The 18427-nt window shown below is 59.7% G+C and carries 18 protein-coding genes; 11 read left to right on the top strand and 7 right to left on the bottom strand.

Going from position 1 to position 18427, the window contains the following annotated elements:
- Nucleotides 1-34 precede the first annotated feature (34 nt).
- Nucleotides 35-1000, top strand: coding sequence for a GlxA family transcriptional regulator (locus AC3IUA_RS29230; protein ID WP_489358247.1), 966 nt, complete (start codon nucleotides 35-37; stop codon nucleotides 998-1000).
- A gap of 123 nt (nucleotides 1001-1123) precedes the next feature.
- Here AC3IUA_RS29230 and AC3IUA_RS29225 read toward each other — a convergent pair whose 3' ends face one another.
- A complete protein-coding gene (locus AC3IUA_RS29225; RefSeq protein WP_489358246.1) occupies nucleotides 1124-3517 on the bottom strand; it encodes a penicillin acylase family protein in 2394 nt (797 codons plus the stop codon).
- A gap of 105 nt (nucleotides 3518-3622) precedes the next feature.
- Nucleotides 3623-4204, bottom strand: coding sequence for a DUF6436 domain-containing protein (locus AC3IUA_RS29220; RefSeq protein ID WP_489358245.1), 582 nt, complete (start codon nucleotides 4202-4204; stop codon nucleotides 3623-3625).
- A 110-nt stretch (nucleotides 4205-4314) separates the two neighbouring features.
- Here AC3IUA_RS29220 and bipL point away from each other — a divergent pair, with 110 nt between their 5' ends.
- Nucleotides 4315-5253 (top strand): phospholipase BipL, encoded by a 939-nt coding sequence (gene bipL, locus AC3IUA_RS29215; protein WP_489358244.1) that lies wholly within the window; start codon nucleotides 4315-4317, stop codon nucleotides 5251-5253.
- Nucleotides 5254-5302: 49 nt separating this feature from the next.
- On the opposite strand, the gene AC3IUA_RS29210 is transcribed toward bipL, so the two are convergent.
- A complete protein-coding gene (locus AC3IUA_RS29210; RefSeq protein WP_489358243.1) occupies nucleotides 5303-6055 on the bottom strand; it encodes a DUF2059 domain-containing protein in 753 nt (250 codons plus the stop codon).
- 109 nt (nucleotides 6056-6164) lie between these two features.
- Here AC3IUA_RS29210 and AC3IUA_RS29205 point away from each other — a divergent pair, with 109 nt between their 5' ends.
- Entirely contained in the window at nucleotides 6165-6797 is a 633-nt protein-coding gene (locus AC3IUA_RS29205) for a 2OG-Fe(II) oxygenase (protein ID WP_489362517.1), read from the top strand.
- A 1-nt stretch (nucleotide 6798) separates the two neighbouring features.
- Nucleotides 6799-7284, top strand: a complete 486-nt coding sequence (locus AC3IUA_RS29200; protein ID WP_489358241.1) for a 2-thiouracil desulfurase family protein — start codon at nucleotides 6799-6801, stop codon at nucleotides 7282-7284.
- 182 nt (nucleotides 7285-7466) lie between these two features.
- Here AC3IUA_RS29200 and AC3IUA_RS29195 read toward each other — a convergent pair whose 3' ends face one another.
- Nucleotides 7467-8240 (bottom strand): transporter substrate-binding domain-containing protein, encoded by a 774-nt coding sequence (locus AC3IUA_RS29195; RefSeq protein WP_489358240.1) that lies wholly within the window; start codon nucleotides 8238-8240, stop codon nucleotides 7467-7469.
- Between the two features lie 134 nt (nucleotides 8241-8374).
- On the opposite strand from AC3IUA_RS29195, the gene AC3IUA_RS29190 reads away from it, so the two are divergent.
- Nucleotides 8375-8815 carry a DUF4399 domain-containing protein gene (locus AC3IUA_RS29190; protein ID WP_489358239.1) on the top strand — a complete coding sequence of 147 codons (441 nt, stop codon included), beginning with the start codon at nucleotides 8375-8377 and terminating at the stop codon, nucleotides 8813-8815.
- 62 nt (nucleotides 8816-8877) lie between these two features.
- Here the strand turns inward: AC3IUA_RS29190 and serA are convergent, their stop codons facing one another.
- On the bottom strand, nucleotides 8878-10107 hold the full coding sequence (gene serA, locus AC3IUA_RS29185) for a phosphoglycerate dehydrogenase (RefSeq protein ID WP_489358237.1): 1230 nt from the start codon (nucleotides 10105-10107) through the stop codon (nucleotides 8878-8880).
- Between the two features lie 203 nt (nucleotides 10108-10310).
- Here serA and AC3IUA_RS29180 point away from each other — a divergent pair, with 203 nt between their 5' ends.
- The 4 genes from AC3IUA_RS29180 to AC3IUA_RS29165 all read left to right on the top strand — a co-directional run bounded on the left by AC3IUA_RS29180 (nucleotide 10311) and on the right by AC3IUA_RS29165 (nucleotide 14673).
- A complete protein-coding gene (locus tag AC3IUA_RS29180) occupies nucleotides 10311-11705 on the top strand; it encodes an FAD-binding oxidoreductase (protein WP_489358236.1) in 1395 nt (464 codons plus the stop codon).
- Nucleotides 11706-11749: 44 nt separating this feature from the next.
- Nucleotides 11750-12415: a fumarylacetoacetate hydrolase family protein gene (locus AC3IUA_RS29175; protein ID WP_489358235.1), complete on the top strand. Its 666-nt coding sequence runs from the start codon at nucleotides 11750-11752 to the stop codon at nucleotides 12413-12415.
- Between the two features lie 251 nt (nucleotides 12416-12666).
- Complete coding sequence (locus AC3IUA_RS29170) at nucleotides 12667-13593, top strand: SdiA-regulated domain-containing protein (protein WP_489358234.1); 927 nt, start codon at nucleotides 12667-12669, stop codon at nucleotides 13591-13593.
- Between the two features lie 162 nt (nucleotides 13594-13755).
- Entirely contained in the window at nucleotides 13756-14673 is a 918-nt protein-coding gene (locus AC3IUA_RS29165; protein WP_489358233.1) for an SdiA-regulated domain-containing protein, read from the top strand.
- A gap of 55 nt (nucleotides 14674-14728) precedes the next feature.
- Here the strand turns inward: AC3IUA_RS29165 and rpiA are convergent, their stop codons facing one another.
- Entirely contained in the window at nucleotides 14729-15403 is a 675-nt protein-coding gene (rpiA, locus tag AC3IUA_RS29160) for a ribose-5-phosphate isomerase RpiA (RefSeq protein ID WP_489358232.1), read from the bottom strand.
- Between the two features lie 145 nt (nucleotides 15404-15548).
- On the opposite strand from rpiA, the gene ilvA reads away from it, so the two are divergent.
- A complete protein-coding gene (gene ilvA / locus AC3IUA_RS29155; RefSeq protein ID WP_489358230.1) occupies nucleotides 15549-17063 on the top strand; it encodes a threonine ammonia-lyase, biosynthetic in 1515 nt (504 codons plus the stop codon).
- A 39-nt stretch (nucleotides 17064-17102) separates the two neighbouring features.
- A complete protein-coding gene (locus AC3IUA_RS29150; protein WP_489358229.1) occupies nucleotides 17103-17531 on the top strand; it encodes a DUF2269 domain-containing protein in 429 nt (142 codons plus the stop codon).
- 129 nt (nucleotides 17532-17660) lie between these two features.
- On the opposite strand, the gene AC3IUA_RS29145 is transcribed toward AC3IUA_RS29150, so the two are convergent.
- Nucleotides 17661-18317 (bottom strand): histidinol-phosphatase, encoded by a 657-nt coding sequence (locus AC3IUA_RS29145; protein ID WP_489358228.1) that lies wholly within the window; start codon nucleotides 18315-18317, stop codon nucleotides 17661-17663.
- Between the last annotated feature and the right edge of the window lie 110 nt (nucleotides 18318-18427).

Genomic DNA, 18427 nt, shown 5'->3' with positions numbered 1-18427 from the left:
GTTTGTTCTTGAGCCATAGAAGGCGATCCGTCCCATGAGTAAAACCGTTGCCATCGTGGTTTTTTCCGGGGTTCAGTCTTTGGATGTCACGGGGCCCATGGATGTGTTTTCCGAAGCCAATCGCTTTCTCGCGGTGGATGACCACTACCGGCTGGAGGTGATCGGCGTGGAGCGCGGCGTGATGCCCTGCTCGAACGGGTTGACTCTGCAGGCTCACCGGCATTTCAGCGAAGCACAGGAGGCCTATGACTTGTTGTTGGTCGCCGGTGGGCCGCAGCTGCCGTATCTGGATTTCGGTGCCGGCTTTGATACCTGGTTGCGCGAAGCCAGTGCTCGTTCGAAGCGTTTTGGTTCGATCTGCAACGGTGCATTCATGCTGGCCCGTGCAGGACTGCTCGAAGGGCGAACCGTTACCACCCATTGGAATGATGCGGTTGCGCTGGCAGCGCTCTGCCCATCGACTCAGGTCGAGGCCGATCGGCTCTATGTGCAGGATGGCAAGCTCTACACCTCGGCGGGGGTGACAGCGGGGATCGACTTGTCGTTGTACCTGCTGGCCAGGGATCACGGGCCGGAGGTCGCGCTGAGCGTGGCCAAACGACTGGTGGTGTTCACTCAGCGCTCGGGCGGGCAATCGCAGTTCAGTCCATTCCTCACGCCCTATGCCGAAGCGACCTCACCGGTGGCGATGGTCCAGCACTACGTGTTGGCCAATCTGACGGGCGACCTGACCATTGCTGACCTGGCCCAGGCCGCCAACATGAGCGCGCGCAATTTCTCCCGGGTGTTTGCCCGGGAAGCCAAAATCACCCCGGCCGAATTCGTCGAGCAGGCGAGGGTGGACGCTGCCAGGGTCATGCTGGAAAGCGGCAGTGCCCCGCTCAAGACCGTGGCCTATCAGTGCGGGTTCCGCGATGCCCAGCACATGCGCAGCGTGTTCAATCGCAGGCTGGGCGTAACGCCGCAGCAGTTCCGGATGAATTTTTCGGCGATGGTTTGAGTGGCGGTGGGAGGATTTAGAGGTTTGATGCCTGACAGACCGCCAAAGATCGCAGCCTACGGCAGCTCCACAGCGGCGTAGGTGCTGGCTCGGGCCGCGTTCGGACGATCTTTTGATGTTTGCTTATTGATCCACCTTGGCCGGCAACAATTTCAAGGTGCTGCGGGTATTGGCCGCCACTTCCTCGTCACTGAAATGCGCCTGCAGGTAAATCCCCTCGATGTACGCCTCGGCCTGATCGTCATAATGCTTGTCGAACAACACGCCGCTTTGCCCAACCGGGTTGATGGTCAGGCTGTGGGCGGGGTCGGCGAAGTCGATGATGCGTCGGGTCGAAGGGCCGTAGGTCACCGGCCACGGCGCCGGACCGATCCTGGCCGAGAGGTTGTTCGGCACTTCGTGGCTGCCCGGGGCTTCGAACGGGCCGACGTTGAAGAGTCGGTCCAGTGGTTTTTGCAGCCCCAATGGATGGACTTGGGTCAGGGTATGCGCCTTGCCCCACAACCATTGACTCGGGTTATCGCCGAAGGTGGCCTTGAGGTGGGCAATGCTGGCCTGCCATGCGAGGGTGACGGTGTCGGCGCGGTTTTCCTTGCTGAGGGTGTTGCGGTTGTCCCACCACGGCGAATCGACCGAAGCAGCCAGGCGCGGCAAGGCGGCATCGATCACCCGAGTAGAGAGCAGGGTCTGGAAGAAACCGTCGCCCAATTCGTCGTGGAACGCGGCATCGGTCAGGTTGAACAGCAATTGGTTGAACAGCGTGGCACTGGTGGAATCCAGTGGATAATCGCCTTTCCACTGTGCCAATTGCGCCACCAGTTTGAGTTCCGCAGGATCCTTCACTACCTCTCGCAGCACCGGCAATAGCGGCGCCAGCAGTCGTGGGCCGTAGGCGGTGGTGGTACCCAGTTGCAGTTTCTGGCTGCTCTCCAGGTCCCATTTGACGTTCGCCTCGCTCAGCTGTTTGTTCAACTGCTGGCCGCGATCCGCCAGGTTGTAATAGCCGGGGATTTCCAGGGTCGGCGACAGCGGCTGGAAGTTGGCCGAGACGATGTAGCCGCGCGCCGGGTTCTCTTCCTGGGGGTTGGCGCTGAAGGGGTAAAAGCCGTCCTTGTCCGCCTGGCTGGTACTGCCGTCGAGGATAAAGCCCGGCTTGACCCCGGCCGGCCGCTTGGGCAGTTGCGCCGCCGCCCACCAGCCGATGTCACCCTTGGCGTTGGCCCACAGCAGATTCAAGCCTGGCGCCTGCACCTTGGCTGCGGCGCCGCGGGCCTTGGCCAGGGTGTCAGCGCGGTTGAGCTGGTAGAAGCCTTCGAGAATCGGGTTCCGGGTTTCGAGGAAACCCCACCACATGGCAATCGGCGTCTTGCCGGCGCTGGTACCGAGCAGGTCATTGATGATCGGGCCATGGGGCGACTGGCGCAGGAGCAGCTTGACCGGTGCCTGGCCTTTCACGGCGATCTGCTGTTCGCTGCTGGTCAGATCGACCCACTTGTCGCGATACCAGACCTGATCAGGGTTATCCGGGTTGACCTTTTCGGCGATCAGATCGAGGTCATCGTTCTGGAACATGGTCATGCTCCAGCCGAAGTCACGGTTGTGACCCAGGGAGGCGAAAGGCATCAGCGCCTGGTAGTAACCATACAGCTCGAAGTCGGGCGCCGACAGATGAGCTTCGTACCACACCGAGGGCACGGCGAAGCGGATGTGCGGATCGCCGGCCAGCAACGGTTTGCCACTTTTGGTCCGGTCACCGGAAATCACCCAGGCATTGCTGCCTTCGAACTGCGGCAAGCCGTTGTCGGCCAGCGCCTGTTCGCTCAGCCGGGCAATGGCGTTCAGGTCTTTCCAGTCGCTGGCGGTCAGGGCAGGTGTCGAAACCAGCACGCCTTTGGGCTGCCAGTCGAGGTCAAAGACGCCGAGGTAGCCGTTGCCCAGTTGGTCGCGCACATAGGTCAGCAAGGGCTCGGTGCGAAACGCTGCGGCAAAGCTGTAGGCCATGTAACCGGCAATGCTGATGGTGTCCTGGGCGGTGAAAGCGCGCTTGGGGATTCCCAGCACCTCGAACTCCATGGGCCTGGCGTGAGTCGCCTGAAACTGGTTGATACCCTCCAGGTAGGCTTGCAGTGCCTTCCAGGTGGCAGATTGCCGGTCCAGCCCGGCCAGGTAAGTCTCGGAGCGCTCGCGGATGCGCAAGGTGCGCATCAGCTTATCGGTGTCGAGCAATTTCGGCCCGAGCACTTCGGCCAGTTCGCCTCGGGCCAGCCGACGCATGACTTCCATCTGGAACAGCCGGTCTTGAGCCTGTACGTAACCGAGGGCGCGGTACATATCGATTTCGTTGCCGGCGCGGATATGCGGCACGCCGCGTTCGTCATAACGCACTGTGACCGGACCCTGCAGGCCTTGCAGCTCCACCTGCCCCTGGCGAGTTGGCTGCTTGCTGTACACGTACCAGCCCCCACCGATGGCGAGTGCGACGACCAGGGTGGCCAGTACGGTCAGGCTGCGTTTCATTGAAACTCCTTGTTCTTATTCTTGGTTGCCGCCACTCGGGACCGCGAACATTTAGCACAGGCCCTATGTGCTATGCAGCGTTGTCCTTGAAAAGTCAGGAATGCCTTAGTTCGTCTGGCTATCGGGCCACGGACAATAACAGCCCACCGCCAGGGTGTGAGTGGCGTTGACCGCTCGTCCTTCACTCAGCGCCTGGAGAATCGGTTCAATAAAGCTATTGCTGGAGTTGCAGGTCAGCCCTTCGCTGTAAGGCCCGAAATACGCGAGTTTGCCGTTGCGATCCCAGATCGCCACGGCCGGGCTGGCGGGGATGTGTTCGGCGCCGGGCAGGGCCGACAGGGTTTTCAGGCTGCTCAGGGTGCTGGGCAGCTGCCCGTGGCTGCCGGGCTTTTGCACCGAATAGAACTCCACGCCTTGCGGCGCGTAATGTTCGATCAGTTCGCTCAGGTGCTGCTGGTTGCCGACATTGCACGGGCAGGCGGGATCCCAGAAGTGCACCAGCCGTATTGCCCCGGGGCCGGCCAGTTCGCTGGGCAGGCTCAGGGGATCTCCGGAAAACACTGCGGTCTGGTCGCTGAAGGCGCGCAGGTAGCGCCCCTGAAACCAGTCGTAAGCTGCCCACAGCGCACCGGCGCATATAAGGGCGAGCAGGCTGGCAAGCAGTGTTTTGCGGTAGGGCAGACGCATAGGGATCAATCCTCGAAGGTCGGGTAGCTTGCCATGCTTGCCGCGACAGATGAATATCGCAGACCTATCAAGTCTGTTACGCGCTCCGCGCTTTTTGTCTGGAAACCCTTATGCCTGCGACCTTCGAGCCCGATCATCTGCGTGCCAGCCTGCGACCTTTGGCCGCCGCGCAGCCGCTGTCGGTGGAAGCACTGGCCTATCAGCGTTTCTATGGGCTGGATTTTGCCCGGCACCGTGTCCCGGTCAAGCGTGCTCTGGGACGCTTCGAGGTCGGTGATTATGAGTTGGTCAGCCAGGTCTGGTGGCCACCGCAGGCCGTGGCCACTCTGTTTTTGTTGCACGGCTTCTACGATCACATGGGGCTCTACCGGCATATTATCGAGTGGGCCCTGGAGCAGGGTTTCGTGGTGATTTCCTGCGACCTTCCGGGGCATGGCTTGTCCAGCGGCGAGCGTGCCAGCATCGAGGATTTCGCTGAGTACCAGGCCGTGCTGCAAGGGTTGTTCGCCGAGGCGCAATCCCTCGATCTGCCGCAGCCGTGGCACCTGTGCGGACAAAGTACCGGCGGGGCGATAGTGCTTGATCATCTGCTCAATCACGGCACCAGCAGCCCGGCGCAGGGCCAGGCCATTCTGCTTTCGCCGCTGGTGCGGCCACGGTCCTGGGGTTGGTCGCAGTTGAGCTACTACCTGGTCAAACCCTTCGTCAAAGGCATCGCCCGGCGTTTCAGTGAGAACTCCAGCGACCCGGCGTTTTTACCCTTCCTGCAGGCTGATCCGTTGCAGCCGTTACGGTTGCCGACTGCCTGGGTCGGCGCGCTGGCGCGCTGGATCAAACGCATCGAAGCGGCGCCGCGTAGCGGCCGGCGGCCACTGATCGTCCAGGGGCAAGCGGACACGACGGTGGATTGGGTGCATAACCTGGAGGTGTTGCGCAGCAAGTTCGATCAGCCACAGGTGTTGATGCTGCCTGAGGCGCGGCATCATCTGGCGAATGAAATTCCAGCGTTGCGCGAGCGGTATTTCGGGTTTTTGACCAAAAATTTCTGAAAGATGTGTAGTGACTGTGCTCGCGATTGGATTCTACAGGCGCCTCAAGCTACTGGGTCAGGCTCGAGGTGCTTTGCCCCACCGCCAATCCTGCGCGGATCGCTGCCAGGGCGGCCTGGTAGTAAGCCTTGCCTTCGTCTGACTCGGCGAAGGTGGCAAATTCTTCCAGTTCCGTATCAGACAGGTCGCGGTAAACGTAGAGCAGCGTGTTGTTCAGGTCGGTGCCGATCTGATCCATCAGCCGCTGACGCTGACCGTTCAGCATTCCTTGGGCCTGACCGTTGCCCAGCAGGCCGGGGATCATCTGGCTCAGGCTGTCGGCGGCAACCCCGGCAATGGCCAGGCTGACTTCGGCACCCGCTTCGCGGGCAGGCAGCGCCTGAGCCAAATGGCCAATGATCAGCAGGCGGGTATCGCTGGCCTGGATTTTCGGCAAACCCTGGGCGTTTTTCGCCAATTGGTCGCGGCGGGTCGCCAGCAGTTCAGCGGCGACGATCTTGCGGCCCAGGGGGGACTGAAAAAACGCCAGCGCAGGTTTTGGATCGGCGAGTTTCTGGCGTAACTGCGCCTGGGCTCGCTGATCCATTGCCTGGGGTGCAAAGCGCTGATTGCTGTTGTTAACCAACGCCTGGAACACCGCAGGTGGCAGGCTGTTTTTGTAGCGTTGCTGGGCAGCGGTGAGGGCATCATTAAAATGCGCGCGTTGTTCTGGCCAGCCGGCGACCTTGTATAATTGGTCGAGGCCGTCTGCCCAAGCGGGCAAAGTGCAGAGCATCAGCAGTGAAAAAAGCAAACGGCGCATAAGGACTCCTGTCAGCAGCCCACTATTGTCCGGGGCTTGGCCGTGGTTTGTCGAGAATTCGTATCAGTCCGCTCTGTGGCTCTGTCGGATTTTCAGGCGTATGGATACTATGCGCGTCATGCAAATACCCTCAGATCACCCGCTGCTGTTACGTATCGTCGACGATCTGGCTGAGCGCGGCTGGTCGCAACAGACTATTTTCCTGCCAGAGGCTCTGACCCTGGAATTGGCGGCTGAGTGCCGTAAACGTGCGGCCGAGGGTGAACTGGCTCCGGCCTCGGTCGGCCGAGGGGCTTCCCAGGAAGTTCGCGAGGGGATTCGGGGGGACCATATCCAGTGGCTTGAACCCGGTCAGGTCGAGTCGTGCGATAGCTACCTGGGGTTGATGGACAGCCTGCGGCTCGCCATGAATCGCGGGTTGTTCCTGGGGCTGGAAGATTTCGAAAGCCATTTCGCGCTGTACCCGCCGGGTGCGTTTTATCTCAAGCATGTCGATCGTTTTCGCGATGATGACCGGCGCATGGTCTCCGCCGTACTTTATCTCAATCAAGGCTGGCTGCCTGAGCACGGTGGCCAGCTGCGGATGTATCTGGATGAAGGCGGTGAATATGAGGTGGTGCCCACCGGCGGTTGCCTGGTGGTGTTCCTTTCCGGCGCAGTGCCCCATGAAGTCCTGCCCGCTACCCGGGATCGCCTGTCGCTGACGGGGTGGTTTCGTCGTCGCGGTAACGAGCCATTCTGAGATGCAAAAGATTCTGGTGAGTCGCTGCTTGCTCGGGCACCGCGTGCGTTACGACGGCGGTGCCAGCGGGCCCTTTGATCAGCTTGAACAGTGGACCATCGAGGGTCGGGTGGTGGCGCTGTGCCCGGAAGTGGCCGGCGGATTGCCGACGCCACGAGCTGCGGCCGAAATTCCCGGCGGGCAGGGCGCTGCGGTGCTGGATGGCAACGCTCGGGTGCTGACCACCGAGGGTGAGGATGTCAGTGCCGGGTTCCTCAGTGGCGCGCGACAGGCTCTGGCGCTGGTCGAACAGCACGGCATCCGGATTGCCGTGCTCAAGGCCAACAGCCCGTCCTGCGGCAATCTGCTGACGTATGACGGCAGCTTCAACGGGGTCAAAGTCAGCGGGGAAGGCGTTACCGCGGCGTTGTTGAAGCGTAACGGGGTGCAGGTGTTCAGTGAGCTGGAGTTGGCTGAGGCGGCGGCCGCGTTGGCGGCACTGGACTGAGGCGAACACAATCCCTGTGGCGAGGGGGCTTGCCCCCGTTGGGGCGCGCAGCGGCCCTAAAACCCGCAATCACATTTCGTCAGGCACACCGCATTCACAGGTTTTGCGGCTGCTGCGCACCCGAGCGGGGGCAAGCCCCCTCGCCACAAGTTGAGCGCAAGACTCTCGATTTATGATCTGCCTCAAGGCTTGGGCGGTTTGCTCGCATCCATTCCGAACCATTTTTCCGAGAGCGCCATCAACCGACCATCGGCCTTCATGCGTTGCAGGGCCTTGTCGATGCTGGCCTGGAACGCCGGGTTGCCCTTTTGGAACGGAATTGCCAGGCTCAGCGTCGGGCCGACTTTGGCACCTTCCTTGACGGGCAAGTGGCTGTCACGAATGGCGTAAGGCACCAGCAAACGGTCGCTGATGGCCGCATCGATCTGCTTTTTCGCCACATCCTTGAGCGGCTGTTGCGCGTCGGGGTAGCTGCGCAGGTCAATGCCTTCGACCGTGCGAGCCTGCTCGACGAACTGGCTGCCTTGCGCCACTCCCAGTGTCTGGCCCTCGAGCGCTTGCAGCGAACTCAGCGAGCGTTGCTCTTCCTGGCGCACGATCAACTGCGCATTGGAATAGCTATAAGGTTCGCTGAAGTCGAAACGTTCCTTGAGTTCAGGGGTCATTGCTATGTGGTTGATGGCGACATCGTACCTGCCGCTTTCGACGCCTTGCAGCAGATCGCCCGAGTCGGTGACGACGAAATCCGCACGCACGTCCAGCTCGCTGGCGAGCATTTGGCCCAGTTCGACCTCGAACCCACTGAGCTTGCCGTCATCCTTGAAGTTGAATGGCGGCGTATTGGCTTCCAGAGCGATGCGCAACTCGCCACGGTCATTCACATCATCAATCAGTTCGGCTTGAGCGCAAGTGCTCACCAAGGGTAGCAAAAGTAACAGGCCAGGCAAAAACCGCATGGTCACTCCTTTGAATTCAAATGTGCTGTGCGCGGTATCTGGTGCGCTTTGCTATGGTGTTGATTGGCTTCGACAACTATTTGTCACTAAGTTGTCGCAACCGTACAGATTTTGCTGAAAAACTGGAGAAGAGAATGAAAACCTTAATGTCTCGTGCTGCTTTTGCCAGCCTGTTGCTGGGAGCTTCGATGCTGGCGAACGCCGCGGATGGCATCCCGCGCTCCCCGACTCCAAAAGGCGCGGAAGTGTTCATCGTCTCTCCCGAAGATGGTGCCACGGTAGGTCAAACCTTCAAGGTCAAATTCGGCGTCAAGGATATCGCCCTGGCTCCGGCCGGCGACCAGACCAAAAACACCGGCCACCATCACCTGCTGATCGACGTCGACAAGCTGCCGGCCGAGACTGCGCCGATCCCTATGGACGCCAACCACATGCACTTCGGCAAGGCGCAGACCGAAGCCGAGGTCAAGCTGGCCCCAGGCAAGCATACCCTGCAGCTGGAACTGGGCGACAAGAACCATGTACCGTTCGACCCGCCGATTGTCTCGAAAAAAATCACCGTGACCGTGGAATAACCTTTTCGCGGGGATAAAAAAGGGAGACCCGAGGGTCTCCCTTTTTCATTGGTACTTGAAGCTTAGAACAACACGCGGCAACGGATGGTGCCTTTGATGTGCTGCAGCTTCTCTTGCGCCAGGTCCGAGTATTCGGCGTCGACATCGATCACGACGTAGCCGACTTTCTCGTTGGTCTGCAGGAACTGACCGGAGATGTTGATACCGTTTTCGGCGAAGACCTTGTTGATCTCGCTCATCACACCCGGAATGTTCTCGTGGATGTGCAGCAAACGGTGCTTGCCAGGGTGAGCCGGCAGGGCCACTTCCGGGAAGTTGACCGAGGACACCGACGTACCGTTGTCGCTGTACTTGACCAGCTTCTCCGCCACTTCCAGACCGATGTTGGCTTGGGCTTCGGCAGTAGAGCCGCCGATGTGCGGCGTCAGGATCACGTTGTCCAGGCCGCGTAGCGGGCTTTCGAACTCTTCGTCGTTGGAGCGCGGCTCCACCGGGAATACGTCGATAGCCGCACCGATCAGGTGCTTGTCCTTGATCGCGTCCGCCAGGGCTTGCAACTCAACCACCGTGCCGCGAGCAGCGTTGATCAGAATGCCGCCCTTCTTGATCGCGCGGATTTCCTTCTCGCCGATCATCCACTGGGTCGCAGCGGTTTCCGGAACGTGCAGGGTGACGATGTCGGACATGCCCAGCAGCTCGGTCAGGCTGGCAACCTGCGTCGCGTTGCCCAATGGCAGCTTGGTGATGGTGTCGTAGAAATACACCTGCATGCCCAGGCCTTCAGCCAGGACCGACAACTGAGTACCGATCGAGCCGTAACCAACGATGCCCAGCTTCTTGCCGCGGATTTCGAAGGAGTTGGCCGCGCTTTTGATCCAGCCGCCACGGTGGCAGGAAGCGTTTTTCTCGGGAATGCCACGTAGCAGCAGGATCGCTTCAGCCAGCACCAGCTCGGCCACCGAACGGGTGTTGGAGTAAGGCGCGTTGAAGACTGCGATGCCGCGTTCGCGAGCAGCGTTGAGGTCGACCTGGTTGGTGCCGATGCAGAAACAGCCAACAGCAACAAGCTTCTTCGCGTGATCGAAGATCTCTTCGGTCAGTTGCGTACGGGAACGAATGCCGATGAAGTGAGCATCAGCGATCTTTTCCTTCAGCTGGGCTTCCGGCAGAGAACCTGTCAGGTACTCGATGCTGGTGTAACCGGCGGCCTTGAGGACGTCGACAGCGGATTGGTGGACGCCTTCGAGAAGAAGGAACTTGATCTTGCTCTTGTCGAGGGAAGTCTTGTTCATCTGCGTAAACCTGTGTCCCGGAAAAAAAATGGCAGGGAAGGACAGCCTGAGCTGACCTGCGCGGCATGTTAGCCGTCACCGCAGAACGCCTTTGGGCACTATCCTGCGGGGGCGGTATGCTAGCATATGCACCCCGCTAAACACTCATTCCTGCGACGTGAAGCGTTCTCAGGATGACCATGAATTGTTCGAGAGTTCTGTCGATGACCAACCCTGCCCTGATTGATGAGCTGAAGACCCTGGTTGAGCCTGGCAAGGTGCTGACCGATGCCGACTCCCTGAATGCTTACGGCAAGGATTGGACCAAGCACTTCGCCCCGGCCCCGACCGCCATCGTGTTCCCCAAGACCACCGAGCAGGTCCAGGCCATCGTGCGCTGGGCCAATGAGCACAAGGTCGCGCTGGTGCCGTCCGGCGGTCGTACCGGGCTTTCCGCCGCTGCGGTGGCGGCCAATGGTGAAGTGGTCGTTTCCTTCGACTATATGAACCAGATCCTCGACGTGAACCTGACCGACCGCACCGCGGTCTGCCAGCCGGGCGTGGTCACCGAGCACTTGCAGAACGTGGCTGAAGAAAAAGGTCTGTACTACCCGGTGGACTTCGCTTCGGCCGGCTCCAGTCAGATTGGCGGCAATATCGGCACCAATGCCGGCGGGATCAAGGTCATTCGCTACGGCATGACCCGTAATTGGGTCGCTGGCATGAAAGTCGTGACTGGCAAGGGCGACCTGCTGGAACTGAATAAGGACCTGATCAAGAATGCCACCGGCTACGACCTGCGTCAGCTGTTCATCGGCGCCGAAGGCACCCTGGGGTTTGTCGTCGAAGCCACCATGCGCCTCGACCGGGCTCCGAAAAACCTCACGGCGATGGTCCTCGGCACCGCCGATTTCGACTCGATCATGCCGGTGCTGCATGCATTCCAGAGCAAACTGGACCTGACCGCCTTCGAGTTTTTCTCCGACAAGGCACTGGCCAAGGTTCTGGGGCGTGGTGATGTGCCGGCGCCATTCGAGTCCGATTGCCCGTTCTATGCGCTGCTGGAATTCGAAGCGACCACCGAAGAAGTGGCCAACGATGCGCTGGAGACCTTCGAGCATTGCGTCGAGCAAGGTTGGGTGGTCGATGGCGTGATGAGCCAGAGCGAGCAGCAACTGCAGAATCTCTGGAAGTTGCGTGAATACATCTCCGAAACCATTTCCCACTGGACGCCGTACAAGAACGACATTTCGGTCACTGTGTCGAAAGTGCCGGCATTCCTCAAGGAAATCGATACGATCGTCGGCGAACACTACCCAGACTTCGAAATCGTCTGGTTCGGCCACATCGGCGACGGCAACCTGCACTTGAACATCCTCAAGCCGGACAACCTGAGCAAGGACGAGTTTTTTGCCAAGTGCGCAACGGTGAACAAGTGGGTGTTCGAAACCGTCGAGAAGTACAACGGCTCGATTTCCGCCGAACATGGCGTGGGCATGACCAAGCGCGATTACCTCACCTACAGCCGCTCGCCGGTTGAAATTGAGTACATGAAGGCAGTCAAGGCGGTGTTCGACCCGAACGGCATCATGAACCCGGGCAAGATTTTCGCCCTGTGACTTTCTAACGCCTAGACTTTCTATCTTTGAAGCAGGAGTGGTAAATGAGCTATCAGCACCAGTATGTCGACGGTACTCGTATTCACTTCCCGCTGGGGAAAGTGGTGTGCATCGGGCGTAACTACGCCGAACACGCCAAGGAACTGGACAACCCGGTACCGACCGAACCGCTGCTGTTCATCAAGCCGGGCAGTTGTGTGGTACCGCTGGAAGATAGCTTCACGATTCCGACCGAGCGTGGCTCGGTGCACTACGAGGCGGAAATTGCCGTATTGATCGGCAAACCACTGTCGACCAAGCCGAGTCGCGAAGAGGTGCTCGACGCGATTTCCGGTTTCGCTCCGGCACTGGACCTGACCTTGCGCGACAAACAGGCAGAGCTGAAAGCCAAGGGTTTGCCGTGGGAAATTGCCAAATCCTTCGACGGTGCGGCGGTGATTGCGCCGTTCGTGGTCAGCAGCAGCTTTGATGACCTGACCAACATCGGCATCCGCCTGACCATCAACGGCGAAGTCCGCCAGGATGGCAACAGCAGCGCCATGCTCAACCCGATCGTGCCGATGATTCAGCACATGGCTGGCTGCTTCTCGCTGCAGGCCGGAGACGTGATCCTCACCGGTACTCCGGTAGGCGTCGGCCCGCTGAATGTCGGTGACGAGTTGGTTCTGGAGTTGCCGGGCGTGAGCAGCTTCACCAGCAGCGTTCGCTGAGTTCTGAATTCGGCCGCTAAAAGATCGCAGCCTGCGGCAGCTCCTACATGGCCTCATACACCCGCGATGTTAACGGGTGCATGCAAAGCCTGTAGGAGCTGCCGATAGGCTGCGATCTTTTTGGGGCGCCACCTATTCCAGTTTTTCCCCGTTTTTTTCACATTTTGTCTGGATAATTTTTCGGTCCTGGGCACGCGGGCCTGTCCGCTTGTGCTATTACCCACAGCTGATTTTTCTGGAAAGCTCCCTCAATGCCCACGCAACCCGTTTCCAACTTGAACGCTGTTCGTCGCTCACGCTTCGCCCTGCGCTGGTATTCCTGGCTCTTGCTGGTCGTGGCGATTGGGTATGGCCTTGCGTTCGCGATGCATTGGGATGATCGGGCGGTGCTTTGGGTGAGCGAGTATTTTGAAAGCCCGGCCGAGCGCCAGGAAAGTGTCTGGCTGCCGGACTATCACGCGGTGATCGATGCCAAGCCGCTGCCGGGCATGGAAAAGGACGAAGCCTCGGATATTGCTTACAACCCGCTCAGCAAAACCTTGTTCGCGGTGATGGGGAAAAAACCTTTCCTCGCCGAATTGACCCTGCAAGGCGACGTCTTGCGCAAGATTCCGTTGCTGGGCTGGAGCAATCCAGAAGGGGTAACGGTGATGGAAGACGGCTTGATCGCCATCGTCGATGAACGCGAGCACAGCTTGAGCATCGTCAAGGTCGACGAGCAGACCCGTGAACTGAATGTCGACAGCTTCCCGAAATATGACCTCGGGCCTTCGAAAGACCAGAACAAGGCCTTCGAAGCAATTGCCTGGGACCCTCGCAACCAGCAGTTGTTGCTGGGAGAGGAGCGCCCGCCAGCGATGTTTACCTGGAAAGGCGACGGCAGTCAGATCCTCAAGGGCGACAAGTACAAACTCGCGAGCGATAAGCTGGACCTGCGTAACCTCTCGGCCCTGGCCGTCGATTCGCGCACCGGTCATACCCTGGTGTTGTCCGCCGATTCGCACCTGTTGCTCGAGCTGGATGAAAAGGGCGAACAGGTCAGTTTCATGACCTTGCTCGGTAGTTTCAATGGCCTGAAGAAGACCATTCCACGTGCCGAAGGGGTGACGATCGACGAGGCGGGCACGCTGTATATCGTTAGCGAGCCGAACCTGTTCTATCGTTTCGAGAAGCTGTAGGAGCTGGCGCAGCCTGCGATCTTTTGATCTTGCTTTTCGACATCCTATCGATTGCGCAGGTGCGCCAAGATATCGCAGCCGGCGCAAGCGCCAGTGGCGATTAAGCTTGAATTCATCAAGTCGTGTTATTTCATCCGCCTGTTTCGTTTTCGAGCCTGCCCAATGCGCCGACTTGCCCGTCCCCTGCCTTTCTTGCTGCTTGTCAGTGTTGTCGCTTTGGTACTGCTGGCGCTGGCCGGGCAGCACTATCGATTGTTCGAGCGTACCTGGTTCAACCTGCAGACCTGGTGGCAACCGGCGGACGCGCGTTCCATTGGCCTGGCGGATTATCAGGTGACCCTCGAGGCCAGGGTCATCGAAGGGCTGGACGATGACGTATCAGCCCTGACGTATGACCCGGTGCGCAAAAGCCTGTTTACGGTGACCAACAAGAATGCCGAGCTGGTTGAGCTGTCCCTCGATGGCCGGATCCTTCGGCGCGTGGCATTGATCGGATTCGGTGATGCAGAGGCCGTCGAGTTCATCAGCACCAACACCTATGTGGTTACCGATGAGCGCCAGCAGCGCCTGATCAAGGTTCACCTGGAAGATCACACGCAATTTCTTGATGCGGCGGATGCCGAGCAGATTTCGCTCGGTGTGCACATGAGCAGTAACAAGGGCTTCGAGGGGCTGGCGTACGATTCGGTGGGCAAGCGGCTGTTCGTCGCCAAGGAGCGCGACCCGATGTTGATCTACGAAGTGCAGGGGTTCCCGCATTACAATCCGGAGAAATCCTACGCGGTTCACGTGGTCAACAACCCCAAGCGTGACGCCGGTCTGTTTGTGCGGGACCTGTCGAGCCTGCAATACGACGAGCGCAGCGGGCATTTACTGGCGCTGTCCGATGAGTCGCGATTGGTGATAGAGCTGGATATCGACGGTCGCCCACTGAGCACCCTGTCACTGCGCAAAGGGCGTCAGGGGCTGAAAAAGACCGTGCCGCAAGCGGAAGGGATCGCCATGGACGATGATGGCACTCTGTACCTCGTCAGCGAACCCAACCTTTTTTACGTTTTCAAGAAACCACCGCAGCCCTGATAAACACTGCAAGACCAACGGGGGATCAGTTTCAATCACAAATCCGTATTCGGGATTATTTGGCGCGCAGGGTTTTCACGCCTTCGCTAGTGCCCAGTAGCAGCACATCGGCCGGGCGTGCGGCGAACAGGCCGTTGGTGACCACGCCGACGATGGCGTTGATTTGGCTTTCCAGCTCGACCGGGTTGGTGATCTGCAGGTTAAACACGTCGAGGATGATGTTGCCGTTGTCGGTCAGCACGCCTTCACGGTAGACCGGGTCGCCGCCCAGTTTCACCAACTGGCGGGCCACATGGCTGCGGGCCATCGGAATCACTTCGACCGGCAGTGGGAAGGCGCCCAGCACTGGCACCAGTTTGCTGGCGTCGGCGATACAGATGAAGGTCTTGGCCACGGCCGCGACGATCTTCTCGCGGGTCAGGGCTGCACCGCCGCCCTTGATCAGGTTCAGGTGTTCGTCGCTTTCATCGGCGCCGTCGACGTAGAACTCCAGGTCGGCGACGGTATTGAGTTCATACACCGGAATACCGTGGCCCTTGAGGCGCGCGGCGGTGGCTTCGGAGCTGGCGACCGCGCCGTCGAATGCGCCCTTGTGCAAGGCCAGGGCGTCGATGAAGCAGTTGGCGGTGGAGCCGGTGCCGACCCCGACGATGCTTTTGTCGTCGAGTTTTGGAAGGATGAAGTCGACGGCGGCCTGAGCCACTGCCTGTTTGAGTTGATCCTGGGTCATGCGGGCTCCGAGGGTGCCGAAGGGGAACGAAAGGCCGGCATTATAGCCCTATGCCCGGTTAAAACCTCTTGATTCGTATGGTCGCACGGCCAAACGCTGAGTTAGACTCCTTGGCCCTGCCCAACTCGCTCAGTGATGCTTTCCGATGCTCGAACAGTACGTCAAGAAGATCCTCACCTCGCGCGTTTATGACGTTGCCGTAGAAACCCCATTGCAGACTGCCCGCCAGCTCTCCGAGCGGCTGGGCAATCAGATCCTGCTCAAGCGTGAAGACTTGCAGCCGGTGTTTTCGTTCAAGATTCGCGGCGCTTACAACAAGCTCACGCAGTTGACCGATGAAGAACGCGCACGTGGCGTGGTCACTGCTTCGGCCGGCAACCATGCGCAGGGCCTGGCCCTGGCGGCCAAGGTGCTGGGGGTCAAAGCGATCATTGTGATGCCCAAGACTACCCCGGAGATCAAGGTCGAAGGCGTGCGTTCCCGTGGCGGCAAAGTAGTGCTGCACGGTGATAGCTTCCCGGAAGCATTGGCGTATTCGCTGAAACTGGTCGACGAAAAAGGCTACGTGTACATCCACCCCTACGATGATCCGCACACCATTGCCGGGCAGGGCACCGTGGCGATGGAGATTCTGCGTCAACATCCAGGGCGCCTGGACGCGATTTTCGTTCCGGTGGGCGGCGGTGGCCTGATCGCCGGGATCGCCGCTTATGTGAAGTACCTGCGGCCTGAGATCAAAATCATCGGTGTCGAGCCGGATGATTCCAATTGCCTGCAAGCCGCGATGGCGGCCGGCGAGCGTGTGGTATTGCCGACCGTAGGGCTGTTCGCCGATGGCGTGGCCGTGGCGCAGATCGGCCAGCACACCTTCGATATCTGCAAAGACTACGTCGATGAAGTGATCACCGTCAGCACTGATGAGATTTGCGCGGCAATCAAGGATATCTACGACGATACCCGCTCGATAACCGAGCCTGCCGGCGCCTTGGGCGTGGCCGGGATCAAGAAGTATGTCGAACTGCGTGGTGCCACCGGCGAGACGCTGGTGGCCATCGACTCCGGGGCCAACGTCAACTTCGACCGCCTGCGCCACGTCGCTGAGCGCGCCGAGTTGGGCGAAGGCCGGGAAGCCATCATCGCCGTGACCATCCCGGAACAGCCTGGCAGCTTCAAGGCGTTCTGCGAAGCCATCGGCAAGCGCCAGATCACTGAATTCAACTATCGCTACAACACCGGCAGCGAGGCGCATATTTTCGTCGGCGTGCAGACCCATCCGGAAAATGACCCGCGCCGCGCGTTGATCAGCAGCCTCACCGAGCAAGGTTTCCCGGTAGTCGACCTGACCGACAATGAACTGGCCAAGCTGCACATCCGCCATATGGTCGGTGGGCGTGCCGTCCATGTGGTCGATGAGGTGGTGCTGCGCTTTGAATTCCCGGAGCGTCCGGGCGCGCTGTTCAACTTCCTCAACAAGCTCGGCGGGCGCTGGAACATCTCAATGTTCCACTACCGCAACCACGGCGCTGCGGACGGCCGTGTGGTCGCCGGGCTGCAAGTGCCTCACGGGGAACGTCATCTGGTGCCTGCAGCGCTGGAAGAAATCGGCTACCCGTACTGGGACGAAAGTGACAACCCGGCCTATCAGCTGTTTCTCGGCTGAGCGGCTACGCTGATGGGCAGGCCTTAAGGAAATCGAACAATGGAAACGTTAACCGCCCTCAAAGTGGCGCATATCGTGGCGACGGTGCTGCTGTTGATCAGCGCACTGGGGCTGGCGATCTGGGTTTGGCGTACACGACGTAATGGCGATGCGACGTCTCATGCGCGGACCTTGCAGCGGCCACGGGTGTTTATCTGGCTGGTGATGGGGCTGGCGCTGCTGAGCATGCCGTTCACGGGATGGTGGATGGTGCATCTGGTGGGCTGGCCGTTGGGGCAAACCTGGTTGCTGGCATCCAGCGTGCTTTACACCGTGGCGGCGTTGGGCTGGTTCTGGTTACTGGTACGGCTTAACCGGTTGCGCAAGGCGCCAGCGGGAAGCAACGGGAAGTTCACGTTCGCTTTGGCGTTGTTCAGCTTTGTGTGTTTTGTCGCCATTGCCGGGTTGATGGGCGCCAAGCCGGTTTAAGGCTTGGGACCGGGTTGGGCCCAAAAAGATCGCAGCCTGCGGCAGCTCCTACGCGGATCGCGTTTCAACCGATTATCGCGGGTGATTCGGTCCGTGTAGGAGCTGCCGCAGGCTGCGATCTTTTGCTTTTCAGTCGCGCAAAGTAATCACCGGCCAACCGCGCTTCTCAGCCTCGGCCCGCAAATTCGGGTCAGGATCGACCGCTACTGGATGGCTCACCAACTCCAGCAATGCAAAGTCATTCATCGAATCGCTGTAGAAGTAGCTGTCTTCCAGGTTGAACCCAGTCTCTTCCAGCCAACGTTGCAGTCGCGTCACCTTGCCTTCGCGAAAGCAGGGGACGTCGGTGCTGCGCCCGCTGTAGCGGCCGTCGATCATTTCGCATTCAGTGGCTATCAGGGTTTCAACGCCCAGGCGCTGGGCAATCGGCCCGGTGACGAAGCGGTTGGTGGCAGTGATGATCACCAGCTTGTCGCCGTCAGCCTGGTGCCTGGCCAGCAATTCGATGCCCTTGGGCAGCACGATCGGTTCGATGCAGTCGCGCATGTAGTCGCGGTGCCATTCGTCCAGCACGGCCATCTCGGTGCGCCCGAGGACTTCCAGGCAGAAGTTCAGGTACGCATCGTTATCCAGTTTGCCGGCCAGGTAATCCTGATAGAACTCGTCGTTGCGTGCCTTGTAGGCGACGGCGTCGAGGAAGCCGCGTTCGCACAGGTAGTCGCCCCAGGCGTGGTCACTGTCACCGCCTAAAAGCGTGTTGTCCAAGTCGAATAAAGCCAGGCGCATTGCGGTTACTCGCTGAAAAGTCTGTAAAAAGGCGTCCAGAATACGGTCTTTTCACAAGAGTGCACATAAGGTAGGTCGTCTCGTTGCTGCTTTAACAACCTTTGTGGAAC

This window comes from Pseudomonas sp. KH_050, from assembly GCF_057838875.1.
This window is presented reverse-complemented; position numbering and strand designations above follow the sequence as displayed.

Coding starts and splice junctions, on each gene's coding strand:
- AC3IUA_RS29230 (WP_489358247.1), top strand. CDS start 35: ATGAGTAAAACCGTTGCCATCGTGGTTTTTTCCGGGGTTCAGTCTTTG.
- AC3IUA_RS29225 (WP_489358246.1), bottom strand. CDS start 3,517: ATGAAACGCAGCCTGACCGTACTGGCCACCCTGGTCGTCGCACTCGCC.
- AC3IUA_RS29220 (WP_489358245.1), bottom strand. CDS start 4,204: ATGCGTCTGCCCTACCGCAAAACACTGCTTGCCAGCCTGCTCGCCCTT.
- bipL (WP_489358244.1), top strand. CDS start 4,315: ATGCCTGCGACCTTCGAGCCCGATCATCTGCGTGCCAGCCTGCGACCT.
- AC3IUA_RS29210 (WP_489358243.1), bottom strand. CDS start 6,055: ATGCGCCGTTTGCTTTTTTCACTGCTGATGCTCTGCACTTTGCCCGCT.
- AC3IUA_RS29205 (WP_489362517.1), top strand. CDS start 6,165: ATGCGCGTCATGCAAATACCCTCAGATCACCCGCTGCTGTTACGTATC.
- AC3IUA_RS29200 (WP_489358241.1), top strand. CDS start 6,799: ATGCAAAAGATTCTGGTGAGTCGCTGCTTGCTCGGGCACCGCGTGCGT.
- AC3IUA_RS29195 (WP_489358240.1), bottom strand. CDS start 8,240: ATGCGGTTTTTGCCTGGCCTGTTACTTTTGCTACCCTTGGTGAGCACT.
- AC3IUA_RS29190 (WP_489358239.1), top strand. CDS start 8,375: ATGAAAACCTTAATGTCTCGTGCTGCTTTTGCCAGCCTGTTGCTGGGA.
- serA (WP_489358237.1), bottom strand. CDS start 10,107: ATGAACAAGACTTCCCTCGACAAGAGCAAGATCAAGTTCCTTCTTCTC.
- AC3IUA_RS29180 (WP_489358236.1), top strand. CDS start 10,311: ATGACCAACCCTGCCCTGATTGATGAGCTGAAGACCCTGGTTGAGCCT.
- AC3IUA_RS29175 (WP_489358235.1), top strand. CDS start 11,750: ATGAGCTATCAGCACCAGTATGTCGACGGTACTCGTATTCACTTCCCG.
- AC3IUA_RS29170 (WP_489358234.1), top strand. CDS start 12,667: ATGCCCACGCAACCCGTTTCCAACTTGAACGCTGTTCGTCGCTCACGC.
- AC3IUA_RS29165 (WP_489358233.1), top strand. CDS start 13,756: ATGCGCCGACTTGCCCGTCCCCTGCCTTTCTTGCTGCTTGTCAGTGTT.
- rpiA (WP_489358232.1), bottom strand. CDS start 15,403: ATGACCCAGGATCAACTCAAACAGGCAGTGGCTCAGGCCGCCGTCGAC.
- ilvA (WP_489358230.1), top strand. CDS start 15,549: ATGCTCGAACAGTACGTCAAGAAGATCCTCACCTCGCGCGTTTATGAC.
- AC3IUA_RS29150 (WP_489358229.1), top strand. CDS start 17,103: ATGGAAACGTTAACCGCCCTCAAAGTGGCGCATATCGTGGCGACGGTG.
- AC3IUA_RS29145 (WP_489358228.1), bottom strand. CDS start 18,317: ATGCGCCTGGCTTTATTCGACTTGGACAACACGCTTTTAGGCGGTGAC.